Source organism: Dietzia timorensis, assembly GCF_020742175.1.
Classification (GTDB): Bacteria; Actinomycetota; Actinomycetes; order Mycobacteriales; family Mycobacteriaceae; genus Dietzia; species Dietzia timorensis_A.
In genome coordinates this window covers 34,407-46,912 of sequence record NZ_DYXM01000106.1, presented here as the reverse complement: position 1 = coordinate 46,912, position 12,506 = coordinate 34,407, and the positions used below count along the sequence as shown (strand labels likewise).

Sequence of the window (12,506 nt, the reverse complement as noted above, 5' to 3'; positions counted from 1 at the left end):
CGTTGATAAGGCCGCGCAGAGGCGAACCCGAGGGGCCGGCCGGGATGAATCCGCCGTTCAGGGCGTGCAGGATGCGAGGGATTTCCTCCGCGGTCGCGGCCAGGCGCGGAACGATCTCGCGGCAGGTGAAGTCGAGTAGATCGGCCAGAGCCTCACGGTCGGCGGTATCCGGGAGCGTCGCGGCATCAAGGACCTCCTCGACCCCGGCGGGCTCCCAACCCTTTTCGGCCAGCCCAGCCACGAGGGACGAGGCGAGCGCCTCGATCTCGTCGGTGCGCACGCGGGTTTCCGAGCCGTCCTCGGTCAGGCCGAGCGCCTCGCGGAGGCCATCGGAGGATCGGTCCCCTCCCCACATCCGCCGGGCCCGCAGCATTGCGGTGACGAGCTCGACGAGCTCCCGCCCCTCCGGCGCGCGGCCGAGGGTGTGGAGACCGTCGCGGATCTGCACGTCCTTGATCTCGCACAGCCAACCGTCGACGTGCATGAGCATGTCGTCGAAGACCTCTTCGTCCGGGCGCTGCTCCCAGCCGAGCTCGCGGTCCATCCGCGCGGCGGTGATCAGCGTCCAGATCTGCTGGCGCAACGCCGGCAGTTTCGCCGGGTCCATCGCGGCAACGGTGGCGTGCTCGTCGAGTAGCTGCTCCAGACGGTTGATGTCGCCATAGGATTCGGCGCGCGCCATCGGAGGAATGAGGTGATCGACGAGCACAGCGTGGGCTCGGCGCTTGGCCTGCGAGCCCTCTCCGGGATCGTTGACGAGGAACGGATAGATGAGCGGCAGATCCCCGATCGCGGCGTCCGGGCCGCAGTCCGCGGAAAGCCCGACGTTCTTGCCCGGCAACCATTCCATGTTGCCGTGCTTGCCGACGTGACACACGACGTGCGCCCCGAAGCCGCCATTCGATGCGGGCTCGCGAAGCCACCGGTACGCAGCAAGGTAGTGGTGGCTGGGCGCGAGGTCCGGATCGTGGTAGATCGCGACCGGATTCTCGCCGAATCCGCGCGGGGGCTGGACCATTACGAGGACGTTTCCGAACTCCAGTGCCGCGAGATAGATGGTGTCGTCGTGGACGTAGAGCTCACCCGGCGCCTCGCCCCACGCGTCGACGACCTCGGTGCGCAGCATGTCCGGGAGGGTGGAGAACCAGCGCCGGTAGGTATCGGCGGGGATGCGGTGCGGGCTCGCCTCCATCTGCGCCTCAGTAAGCCAGTCGGGATCCTGCCCGCCGGCGGCGATGATTGCGTGGATGAGATCGTCCGAGTGCTCGGTGTCCAGACCGGGAACCGGTTCCGAGCCGAGATCGTATCCGGTCTCTCTCATAGCGCGTAGCAGCTCGACGACCGACGCCCCGGTGTCCAGGCCGACCGCGTTGCCGATGCGGGCGTGCTTGGTGGGATAGGCCGACAACATGACCACGACCCGCTTGTCCGGCGCGTCGATCTTGCCGAGCAAACCGTGCCGGGTGGCAAGCCCCGCAAGCCTCGCTGCGCGTTCGGAGTCCGGCACGTAGCGTGCCAAGCCCTCGTCGTCGTATTCCTTGAACGAGAAGGGAACGGTGATAACGCGACCGTCGAACTCCGGCACGGCCACCTGGGTGGCCACATCGAGCGGGGACAGCCCGTCGTCGGAGTCCGCCCACTGGGCGCGACTATTGGTCAGGCACAACCCCTGCAGGATCGGGATATCGAGCGCGGCGAGATGCTCCACGTTCCACGAATCATCCGACTCCCCGGCACCGGCGAGCGCCGGCGTGGCGCCGCCCGCGGCCAACACCGTCACAATCGCAGCGTCTACACCTCCGAGAACATCCAGGAGCCCCTCGGCGGGCTGCCGCAGCGAAGCGGCATAGATCGGCACGGGCCGGCCACCGGCAGCTGCGATGGCGTCGCACAGCGAGGAGACGTACGCGGTGTTACCTGCCAGATGCTGCGCGCGGTAGTACACGACAGCGATGCGCGGCGCAGCGGCGTTCGGCGCGATCACCGAGGCCAGGCCCGAGGCAGCGGGAACCCACTCCCCCTCGAGGTAGCCCCACGCCGGCATCTCCTTCGGCGGCTCGAACGTGTCGCCTGACAATGCGATCGTGTCGGACAGGAATGCATATAGATTCTCGAGATTCCCCGGCCCGCCGTGGGCGAGGTAGTCATGGGTTTCCCTCGCGACACCCGCCGGCACGGTCGACACGCTCATCAGGTCCGCATCGTGCGCCTGCTCACCGGAGACCACGACGAGCTGTACGCCCGTGGCCTTGATGGCCTCGGTGTGCTCCTCGATCGACTGTCTGCTGCCGAGATAACGCAGCACCACCACGGAACAGTCGGCGGCGAGCTCGGCGTTGCGCTCGGCGCTGTTCCGGGCCGGGTTCGCCACCCGGTAATCGGCGCCCGAGGCGTGTGCGGAGAGCAGATCGGTGTCCGAGGTGGACAGCAACAAAATCGTCATCGTGACCTTCCGTGGGTGGGTACGCGTCCCGCGAAGCAAACATCCGGAGCCCGCCGCGCGTGCGAACTCCTCCCGCACATCGAGGTCCGACTCGATCGACCCGTTTCCGGGCCGAACTCACGGTGGCGCGACCGCGCCGGATTCTCACCGGCTTCCCGATCGGCGGGCTAGTGGACAGCCTAGCCTGCACGCCGCTTAACCTGGATGGGTGACTTGCCCATCGGACACCTCTGCGACCCGCGACGACCGCTGCCCCGGCGTCATGCGTCTTCACGAGGCCGCAGACGGACTCCTCGCCCGCATCCGGGTACCCGGCGGGCGCATGTCCCCAATGGCCTGGCAGGCGCTGGCCGCGGCGGCCCGACTCGGCGACGGCAACCTGCACGTCACCTCCCGCGGCAACGTGCAGATCCGCGGGCTCGTTGAGGCAGATCAGCAAGAACTGCTCGATCTCCTGTCCCAGGCAGGACTCGCCCCCAGCGCCACCCACGACCGCGCACGCAACATCCTCGCCTCACCCCTCGCCGGTCGCCTCGCGGGGCACGGCCCCATCGGAAGCCTCGTCCCCCGGCTGGAGGTCGAGCTCCTCTCCCGGTCCTCGCTTTCCGGTCTCTCGGGGAGATTCCTTTTCGGGCTGGATGACGGCGCAGGAGATATCGCGCGACGCCGTCCCGATCTCGGCGCGCGCTGGCACCGCACCGGCTCGCTGGAACTGCTCGTCGCCGGCGATACGGCCGGCGTGTACTGCGGTGTCGACTCGATCGCCGAGATTCTCGCCGATCTCGCCGAACACTTCGTCTCAATCCCCGAACACGGCTGGCGGCTCGCGCCGGGAACCGACCAGCACCGCAGCGTTCTGGCGGCGGCGCGGTTGCACGAGCGCACTGTGGAGGTCCCCGCCGACGTCGCAGGCGCAGGCGAAAATGCTGGCGACGAACATCCGCTCCCCGAGCCCCATCCGCCGGTGGGCTGGATCGATTCCCCCGACGGATCGGTCTCCCTTCTCGCCGTCACCGAGCTGGCGATCATCGACCACCGCCTAGCCGAATTCCTTGGCGCAATCGACACCGACACCACGATCTCCCCCGACCGCGTACTCGGCATCCACGGGCTCAGCGAGGGACAGGCGGAACAGGTCGTGCGCGTGCTCGCCCCGATGGGCCTGATCTTCGATGCCAATTCCCCGTGGGTCCATGCAACCGCCTGCATCGGATCGTCGGGCTGCAGCAAATCCCACGCCGACGTGCACGGCGACATCCGTGCCGCAGCAAATGACCTCCGGTTGGACCCCTTAGCCCAACACTGGGTCGGCTGCGATCGCGCCTGCGGTTGGGACCACGAATCCACCTTGTACGAAGCCGGACCGGACGGCTACGTCACACACGCTTCACCGAAGGACGAGAAGTGACCGACGCGGGACACGGAGAGCGCCACGCTTTCCATTACAACTACGAACGGGACGGCCAGGCGATCTACGACGCGTCGTTCGCAACCATTCGGGCCGAGGCCGGTCTCGAGCGCTTCCCGGACGACGTATCCCGCGTCGTGGTGCGCATGATCCACGCTGCCGGTCAAACCGACCTCGCCGGCGACGTAGAGTACTCCGACGACGTGGTGAGCAGCGCGCGAGCAGCCCTCGTCTCAGGCGCCCCCATCTTCGCCGACGCCCACATGGTCGCCTCCGGGGTCACGAGGAAGAGGCTTCCCGCCGACAACGACGTGCTGTGCCACCTGCGAGACGAAAACGTCCCCGCGCTGGCCGCAGATATCGGCACTACGAGATCTGCCGCCGCACTCGAGGCGTGGGTGCCTCGGCTTGGCGGCTCGGTCGTCGCAATCGGGAATGCGCCGACCGCGCTGTTCCATCTCCTCGAAATGCTGCGACAGGGCGCCCCGGTCCCGGCCGCGATCGTCGGTTGCCCGGTCGGGTTCATCGGTGCCGCCGAGTCCAAGGAGGCCCTCGCCCACGACGCCGCCGAGCTCGGAGTCCCATTCATCACAGTCCGCGGCCGGAGGGGCGGTTCCGCCATCACGGCCGCCGCCGTCAACGCCCTTGCGAGCGTGGTCGAATGAGCGCCGCGCCCGGAACTCTCTACGGCGTAGGTATCGGCCCCGGTGATCCGGACCTCATCACCATCAAGGCCGCACGCATCATCGAATCCGCCGACGTCGTCGCCTTCCACGCCGCCCGACACGGCAGATCGATCGCCCGCCGCACCGCCGAGGCACACTTGCGACCAGGGCACATCGAGGAGCTCCTCAAATATCCCCTCACCGTCGAAGAGACCGACCACGAGGGCGGTTACGCTGCCGCGATCGAGGAGTTCTACGAAGAGGCATCCGCGCGACTGGCCGCGCACCTCGACGCCGGGCGGTCCATCGCCCTGCTCGCCGCCGGTGACCCGCTCTTCTATAGCTCGTTCATGCACATGTACACGCGCCTCGAACAGCGGTACCCGTGCGAGATTATCCCGGGGATCACGTCGGTTTCCGCGGTGTCGACCGCAGCAGGGCGCCCGCTGACCGAACACGAAGAGGTCCTCACGGTGCTGCCGGGAACCCTTCCCGAGCACGAGTTGACTCGGCGCCTGGCGGATACGGACTCCGCCGTCATCATGAAACTCGGCCGCACTTTCGGAAAGGTTCGCAACGCGCTCGCCGCGTCCGGGAGGTTGGACGAGGCGCGGTACGTCGAACGCGCCACGACACCGGAGCAGCGCGTGGCGGCGCTCGCGGAGGTGTCCCCGGACGAGGTTCCGTATTTCTCCGCCGCCGTCATCCCCAGCCCTACCGATACCCGAAACCGCGGCCATTCTTCGGTCGATCCGGGCGACGCGACCGCGGACGCCGCGGTCGTTCCGCGCGTCACCGTCGTCGGCACCGGTCCCGGACCCGATTACTGGATGACGCCGGAGACCGAGGCCAGCCTGGCCGCCGCCACCGACGTCGTCGGGTATGCCACATACACCGCACGGGTGCCCGCGCGCCCGGGCCTGCGCATCCATTCCTCGGACAATCGGGTCGAGGTGGAACGAGCTACGTTCGCCCTCGACCTCGCACGCACCGGCCGGAACGTGGTGGTGGTCTCCGGTGGCGATCCGGGCATCTTCGCCATGGCCACGGCTGTGTTCGAGGCCGCAGAAACCGGGCACTATGCAGATGTAGAGATCGAGGTCCTGCCCGGGGTGACAGCCGCTACGGCTGTAGCGGCGAAGGCCGGAGCGCCCCTCGGGCACGATCTCGCTCTCGTATCGCTTTCGGACCGGCTCAAAGGCTGGGACGTGATCGAACGGCGCCTGCGCTCTCTACTGGAGGCCGACCTGGCCATCGCCATCTACAACCCGGCCTCGAAGAGCAGGCGCGAACAGGTGCGCCGACTCTCCGCGCTCGTCCGTGAGATCGGTGGTGAAGACCGGGTGATGGTGCAGGGGCGTGACATCGGCGGCCCCGGCGAGCGTGTCGAGGTGTTTCGCGCGTGCGAATTCGACCCGGACACCGTCGACATGCGCACGCTACTCATCATCGGATCCAGCCGCACCCGGATGATGTCCACCGCGGCGGGGCCCCGCGCCTACACCCCTCGCAGCTACTAACGGCGAAGCGCCGCGAGTTCGGCACGGTCGAGTCCGTCGACGAGCATCGAGGCGCCGTCGAGCACGCGAATCTTGTGCTGGGGCAGCCGAGCCAACGCCTCTCGGTACCGAACCTCTCCCGCGCGGACATAGGATTCGGCGCGGTCGGCGGGCCCTTCGATTCCGATGAGAGTGAGTGTCCATTCGACAGGGACTTCCGTGCCGATTTGGCGGCGCATGCTCGCGCTGAGCCTCGGTTCGAGCGGGAGGATGGTGGCTACGGACTCGGTGAGTGTGTACATGCCGAGGACCTCGCCCTTCGGTGCACGTGCGACCATCTGGTTCGCGTCGTAGGCATCGAGCTGCTGGATCACTCGCATCGTCTCGCCGAATTCGTCCTCGGGCGACTGGGCGTCGAGTACACGTCGAAGCATGTCGGTTGTGAAGGAGACGGACCTTCGCACCCCGCCGAGTTGGATGGTGCTCCCCCGTTCCACTGCGGTGCGCAGTGAGGTCAGACAAGCGCCGATATCGCGGGCGAAAGGGAACGATGTGATCGTCTCCGGCGAGTATGAGCTGCCGTCCTCGTCCCTTATCGGCTCGCCGAGATACCGTGATAATGCGGCGAGGACGTCCAGTGCGATGCGCCAGTCGTTGGGCGAGGCCGGGGTACACACACGGACGTTGTAACCCCCGGCGGAGAAATCGAGCTCGAAGCCGCGCGAACTGTACGGGTCTATTCCCCACAGCGAGATGACCTCGTCCGGGGTCGTGGCAAGGAACGCGTCGACGTCGTCGCCGTCGATATCGTATGGGCGCAACCCTGCCGGTCCCAGTTTCATCACCCGCTCCATGGTCAGAAGCCGATGCCCGGGCGCCGGGGTGATGGAAAAGATGCGGCTCATTTTCGCTCCTGTGATTCGTATTGCAGAATTCGGGAGCCGAAACCCTAGACGCGGGAGGAGCCGAACACCTCGACGATCCACTGGGCCGCCTCGGCGACGGTATGAACCGTCGGCACGGGCGGCGATGGAGGACGTTCGATCATGATCACCGGTATGTGCAGTGACCGTGCGGCCTCCAATTTGGCCGCCGTGGCATCTCCGCCGCTGTTCTTGGTAACGACTACATCGATGCGATGGCGCCGCAGCAGCGAATGTTCCGAATCGAAGTCGAAAGGGCCGCGGTCGAACATGAGTAGGTAGCGCCGCGGTAGCTTTCCGTCCGGTGGTTCGACGCAGCGAATGAGATACGAGCTGCGCGCGTCCCCGGCAAAGGCGCTGAGCTGCTGCCTACCGATCGTGAGCAGGGGGCGCTTGAACCGTTCCTGCACGAGGCGTGCAGCCTCCTCCGCGGATGAGACCGACAGCCAGTTGTCTCCCTCCCCGGGCGTCCACTGCGGCCGATTGAGTCGCAGCAGAGGCGTCCCCGTCGAGGTCGACGCCTCGAGGGCGGACGCGGAAATCCTCTCCGCGAAGGGGTGCGTGGCGTCGATGACGAGATCGACAGAACTTTCCATCAGGTAGCGGCCCATGCGCTGCGGACCGCCGAAGCCGCCGATACGGACCTCGCCCTGGGGCAGACGAGGACGCTTGACCCTTCCTGCGAGCGATGTGACCACGTCGAGGCCGGCCTCGGTGATGAGATCCGCGAGCTTACGGCCCTCCGACGTGCCGCCGAGGATGAGGATCTTGTTCGGCGGTCCCTCATGGCGATGAGAGTCGATGACGGCCGCCTTGTGCTCGGGCGAGAGAACCGGTTCGGGAACGGCAAGCTCGGATTCGTCAACCTCGTCGCGGGTCCTCTCGAGCGGCGTTGCCGTGAGCGGTTCGGGGACGAACTCTTCCGCGTCGACCGGGTCGTCCGAAACTCGTTGTTCGTCACCCGATTGCGACGCGTCGACTGCGGCGTGCTCCCCGCTCCCGCGGTCGTCGTCGGAATCTTCCCGTCCCGCGCTCTCGGCCTCCGCGTAGGCGTCGGGCACGGGACGCAGACGCGCAGACTCTCCCTCTACTTCCGTTGCGTCGATGGGTTCGCCGTTGTCGCAGAGGGTGCGGCCCGCCGCGTCTCTCGGGCGAGAATCGGAGTAGAGGAAGGACCGGTTCGAGTGCTCGGTACCTTCGGCGTCAACAAGCGGGTTCTTGCCTGTGCGCACGCCGTCGGCGAAAACCTTCCCCACCATGATGACGGCGGTGCGCGTGATCCCGGCGTCGGCGAGCTTCTCCGGAAGCTCGGAAAGCGTCGTGCGCAGGAGCACTTCCTCCGGCCGCGATACATATGCGGCGACCGCGACGGGCGCGTCGCCGCCGTACACGGGCAGCAGCTCGTCGCGCACGCGCTCGGCCTGATGCGCTGCGAGATGGATGACCGCCGTGCCGCCCGAGGCACACGCCGTGGCCAGGTCCTCCCCTTCGGGCATGGACGTCGAGCGGCCGTCGACCCGGGTGAGCACGACGGTTTGCGAGATGTGCGGAACGGTGAGCTCGGTGCGCAGCGCCGCTGCGGCGGCCGTGTAGGCCGGAACTCCGGGAACGATTTCCCACGGGATCCCATAGGAGTCCAGCGCGTCGAGCTGTTCGGAGATCGCCGAATACAGGCTGGGGTCGCCGGAGTGCAGACGGGCGACATCGTCGCCGCGCGCATGGGCGTCGCGCAGCTCGGTGATGATCTCGGCGAGCGGCATCCGGGCGGTGTTGATGATCCGCGAAATCGGCGGACACAACGCGAGCACCTCGGGCGGGACGATGCTGCCGGCGTAGAGGCATGTCCCGCACGAGCGTACGAGTCGCTGCGCGCGTACGGTGAGCAGATCCGCGGCGCCGGGGCCGGCACCGATGAAGTAGACGGTCATGTCGCCTCCGGGCCTCCCTCCTGTAACGCACTCTCGCCCGCGTTCGGCTGTTCGGGCTTATCGCAGAAGTAAATTACCAGGTTACGTGTGGGTTCCCAGCCCGAATACCGACCGAGGGGGCGGAGATGTTCGACACCCAGGCGCAAAATCTGCCCTCCGTAGACGTCGCGATGGGCGTGAAGGAGAGCCTCGGCTTCGGCCGTTACGGCGGTCGCGACGAGGCGGCCACCTGCGCGGAGAGCCCCCCAAGCCCAGTCGAGCATGCCCTCGGCGGTGAGTCCGCCGCCGATGAACACCGCGTCCGGCGCGTCGGCGAGTGGGAAGTAAGGCGTGGTGGGCGCGATCTGCGGTGCGGCGCCCCTGAGCTGGAGGACGTGGTGGTCCACGTCGATTCCGAGGCGCCGGGCATTTCTCTCGATGCGGGCCCTGCGGACGGGATCGGCCTCGAAACATTCCGAGCGTGCCCCCGCTGCCGCTCGGATCCACTCGATCGAGATGCTGCCCGAACCCCCGCCGACGTCCCGCAGCAGCGCGCCGGGATAGGGACGAAGCAGGCTCATGACGACGGAGCGCGGGATCTGCTTGGTGATCTGACCGTCGTGCTCGAAGACGTCGTCGGCGAGCCCCGGCGCATGTGAGGCGAGACCGTGCGCCGGTCCGGACCAGGTACCCGAGGGCATCTCGACGGCGAGCATGACGAGGTCGGACCACTCACCGCCTCTCTGTCTCGCGAGGTCGGAGGCGGTGGTGACGTGGTGCTGACCGCCGTCCGGCGTCAATTCCGAAAACACGTGCACCTGTGCATGCCCGGCGCCCTGTGAGGTGAGGTACTCGGCAACCGAGGCCGGGCCTTCGGCATCCGCGCAGAGTACGAAGAAGCGTGCCCCGGGGAACATGTGCGGCAGCAGCATCGCGGGCGACCGGGTGAGCAGATTTACCGTGGGGATCTCGGCAAGCGGCCAGCCGAGGCGCGCGGCGGCGAGAGATACCGACGACGGCGAGGGAATGGATGCGATGCGGCCGCCGAAGTCCGGAACGATTCGCGCGATGGTCGCGCCGAGCCCGAAAAACATGGGATCGCCGCTGGCAAGGAACACCCCGCCGTGGTCGAGTGCTTCGCGGACGTCGCCCACGAGGCCGGGCATGAGAGGACGCGACAAGGGCTTGCGCGGAGTCGCGGAGAGTGAGTCCGCGCCATCGAGGAGCGCGAGCTGGCGGGGGCTACCGTGTATCGTCGTCGCGCCGTCGAGCGCGGCCCACGCGCGCGGGCTCAGCCCGGCGAGGCCATCGACGCCGATACCCACGATGGTGAGGACACGGTCTTCTCCCCGAGCGTCCGCTTCGCTCATCGCGGCATCCTGCGCCACAATGCATCCGGAATGAACGGCGCGACCGAGAACATCGCGCGCAGCTGCCACGGGATCCACAGCTGAGTGCCCTTGCCCGTGTAAATGCGTTCGACGACGGCATCGGCGACCTGGTCCGGTGTCGAGGAGAACGGTGCGGGATCCATACCTTCGGTCATCCTGCCGATGACGAAACCCGGCCTCGCGATAATGAGATGCACCCCGCTGCCGTGCAGCGCGTGCGCGAGACCGCGGGCGAAACCGTCGAGCCCGGCTTTTGCAGAGCCGTAGGCGAAATTGGCGCGGCGCACCCGCACGCCCGCGACCGAGGAGAACGCGACTATCGTGCCGCGCGCCCTACTCAGCTCGAGGCCCGGTTTCGGTGCACGGGACTTCATCCGATTCGACAGTTCGATGAGCAGCGTGGCCTGCGCCGAGAAGTCCGTGTGCAGAATCTGCGCGGTATGCGCCGCGTCGGTCTCGGCTTGGCCCTGATCTCCGAGAATCCCGAAGGCGAGGATGGCCGTGTCGATGGTGCCGACCTCGGTCTCGATGCGCTCGAGGATCTGCCGCTGCGACTCCAACGAATCCGCGTCGAACTCCATGCACACTACTTTCGCGGCACCGGCGGCCTCGACCTTTGCCTTCGCCTCGTCCATCGGACCAGGTCGCGCGGCGAGCACGACGGTAGCCCCCGGTGCGAGCCGCTCGGCGATGGCGACGCCGATCTCGCTTCGACCACCGAAAACGGCCACAACGCGTACGTCCTCGCCGCGTTGTGAAGCGGCTGTGGCTGATGTGTCGGGAGTTTCGGGTGGGAAAGTCATATGTCCATCTTCGCATGTGCGTCCGGGTTACGGGCGTGGGAGGCTTAAAAGTATGAGCACACCTTCCGACCTCACCGCCGAGGCGATCGAGTTCCTGGCCGAGCGGCACCTCGGGACGCTGACCTCGCTGCGCCGCGACGGATCTCCGCACGTGGCCGCCATCGGCTTCACCTACGATCCTCACGATCGGTGCGTTCGCGTCATCACCTCGGGCGGAAATCAGAAGGCGGCCAATGCGCGCCGCGGTGGGCGCGCGGCCGTCGCGCAGGTAGATGGGCGGAGATGGCTGTCGTTGGAGGGGCCGGTTCGCGTATTGACGGCGGCGAGCGAGGTGCGCCGGGCCGAGCAGCTCTATGCCGAGCGCTACCGGAAGCCCCGTCCGAACCCCGAACGCGTTGTCATCGAAATCCGCGTCGACCGGGTGCTCGGCACAGCCTTCCTGCTCGGCCGCTCCCCGCGGCTACCCGGCTAAATTGATCCCGGGCGTCTCGAGTTCCTTACCGACGCGAAAGCCTCCCAGGCGTCGGCGGCCGGGGTGAACCCCGTGCGGAGGTGATCGATGAGCAGGAACACCGCGTCCCACCTTTTGTAGATCCACGCTCGATCGAGGACGTCGTCGTCGTACTTCGGGCGCTCGCCGTCGACGATGGTGGCTTTCGTGCGCTCGAGAACCACGTCGGCGAGCGAGGCATCAAGGTCGGTGAGATGCGCGAAATCGATGGCCGGATCTCCGCGGTTCATATCGGAGAAATCGATAACACCGAGATGTTCCCCGTCCCACAGCGTGTGGGCGTCGTAAAGGTCGCTATGTACCAACCTCGGTGAAAAAGGCGTCCTCAGCACCGCGCTCACGTCGCGGATAATCTCCTCGATGACGTCCCTGTCCGAATCCGAGAGGTCGTCCGGAATCACCTTGGGTGCCGCCTCGGCGACCTTGACAGCCTTTGCCGGCAGAGCTCTGGGCGAGGAGATATTGAGCCTCGTGTGCCCCAGCCCTTCGCCTCGAACGGCTTCGGTGAGCTCACGATGCTCTGTGGGAAGCCACCACGACTCCACCTTGTTGAACGGGGGCGAATCGACGTCCCTCGTATGCATCGCGGCGAGGAGTTCGGCGAGCTCGTCGACGAATTTCTCTTGTTTCCCCGAGGGCATCGCCGCCCACTCGGCGGCGGTGACCGCCGCTCCCTCTACAAAAGTCTGGGCGCCGATCGTGCCATCGACGGTGCGAAGGACCGGAAGAGGAATCCGTACACCACTTCCCTGCCGCTGCAGCACAGCCCGGAGCTCGTCCAGCACATCGGCTTCGGCGCCGGACTGGGCGCGATAATCCGACGTCAGCGGCGCACGCACGTCAAGGTCCCCCAGGCGTCTTTCCGCATCGCCCGTCCCGTCGCCAGTATCGATGACGTCGCGGAGCACGATCACGGCATGGTCCATTCCCGGTGTCGGAACACTGGTATCCGCGAA

At 67.1% G+C, this 12,506-nt stretch carries 9 protein-coding genes, 2 pseudogenes and 1 riboswitch; of the genes and pseudogenes, 4 read left to right on the top strand and 7 right to left on the bottom strand.

Features of this window, described 5'->3' with window-relative positions:
• Positions 1-2,443, bottom strand: a 2,443-nt coding sequence (locus tag K8V11_RS05865) for a cobaltochelatase subunit CobN (RefSeq protein ID WP_303911620.1), incomplete at its 3' end; no start/stop codon positions are given.
• An 83-nt stretch (positions 2,444-2,526) separates the two neighbouring features.
• Positions 2,527-2,600, bottom strand: a riboswitch (cobalamin riboswitch).
• 51 nt (positions 2,601-2,651) lie between these two features.
• Here K8V11_RS05865 and K8V11_RS05860 point away from each other — a divergent pair.
• Genes K8V11_RS05860 through K8V11_RS05850 form a run of 3 tightly spaced genes read left to right on the top strand, consistent with a single transcriptional unit; the run spans position 2,652 to position 6,036 of the window.
• On the top strand, positions 2,652-3,851 hold the full coding sequence (locus K8V11_RS05860; protein ID WP_303911618.1) for a precorrin-3B synthase: 1,200 nt from the start codon (positions 2,652-2,654) through the stop codon (positions 3,849-3,851).
• Positions 3,848-4,516, top strand: coding sequence for a precorrin-8X methylmutase (locus tag K8V11_RS05855; RefSeq protein WP_303911616.1), 669 nt, complete (start codon positions 3,848-3,850; stop codon positions 4,514-4,516). The genes K8V11_RS05860 and K8V11_RS05855 overlap by 4 nt, the downstream gene beginning before the upstream one ends.
• The gene (locus tag K8V11_RS05850) at positions 4,513-6,036 is read left to right on the top strand and encodes a precorrin-2 C(20)-methyltransferase (protein ID WP_303911614.1); all 1,524 of its coding nucleotides are present in this window, start codon (positions 4,513-4,515) and stop codon (positions 6,034-6,036) included. The genes K8V11_RS05855 and K8V11_RS05850 overlap by 4 nt, the downstream gene beginning before the upstream one ends.
• Here K8V11_RS05850 and K8V11_RS05845 read toward each other — a convergent pair.
• The 5 genes and pseudogenes from K8V11_RS05845 to K8V11_RS05825 all read right to left on the bottom strand — a co-directional run bounded on the left by K8V11_RS05845 (position 6,033) and on the right by K8V11_RS05825 (position 10,967).
• Positions 6,033-6,920 carry a DUF4299 family protein gene (locus K8V11_RS05845; RefSeq protein ID WP_303911612.1) on the bottom strand — a complete coding sequence of 296 codons (888 nt, stop codon included), beginning with the start codon at positions 6,918-6,920 and terminating at the stop codon, positions 6,033-6,035. The two genes, K8V11_RS05850 and K8V11_RS05845, sit on opposite strands and share 4 nt — an antisense overlap.
• Positions 6,921-6,964: 44 nt before the next feature.
• Positions 6,965-7,696, bottom strand: a pseudogene (locus K8V11_RS05840) (cobalt-precorrin-6A reductase); the annotation flags it as partial.
• A gap of 357 nt (positions 7,697-8,053) precedes the next feature.
• Positions 8,054-8,866: pseudogene (gene cobM / locus K8V11_RS05835) on the bottom strand (precorrin-4 C(11)-methyltransferase); the annotation flags it as partial.
• Positions 8,863-10,215: a precorrin-6y C5,15-methyltransferase (decarboxylating) subunit CbiE gene (cbiE, locus tag K8V11_RS05830; protein WP_303911611.1), complete on the bottom strand. Its 1,353-nt coding sequence runs from the start codon at positions 10,213-10,215 to the stop codon at positions 8,863-8,865. The pseudogene cobM and the gene cbiE, both read right to left, overlap by 4 nt.
• The gene (locus K8V11_RS05825) at positions 10,212-10,967 is read right to left on the bottom strand and encodes an SDR family NAD(P)-dependent oxidoreductase (protein WP_303911609.1); all 756 of its coding nucleotides are present in this window, start codon (positions 10,965-10,967) and stop codon (positions 10,212-10,214) included. Before K8V11_RS05825 ends, cbiE begins: the two co-directional genes overlap by 4 nt.
• A gap of 124 nt (positions 10,968-11,091) precedes the next feature.
• Between K8V11_RS05825 and K8V11_RS05820 the strand changes: the two genes are divergently transcribed.
• Positions 11,092-11,511 carry a PPOX class F420-dependent oxidoreductase gene (locus K8V11_RS05820; protein ID WP_303911608.1) on the top strand — a complete coding sequence of 140 codons (420 nt, stop codon included), beginning with the start codon at positions 11,092-11,094 and terminating at the stop codon, positions 11,509-11,511.
• Here the strand turns inward: K8V11_RS05820 and K8V11_RS05815 are convergent.
• Complete coding sequence (locus K8V11_RS05815; RefSeq protein WP_303911607.1) at positions 11,508-12,476, bottom strand: phosphotransferase family protein; 969 nt, start codon at positions 12,474-12,476, stop codon at positions 11,508-11,510. The genes K8V11_RS05820 and K8V11_RS05815 overlap by 4 nt on opposite strands.
• Positions 12,477-12,506 lie beyond the last annotated feature (30 nt).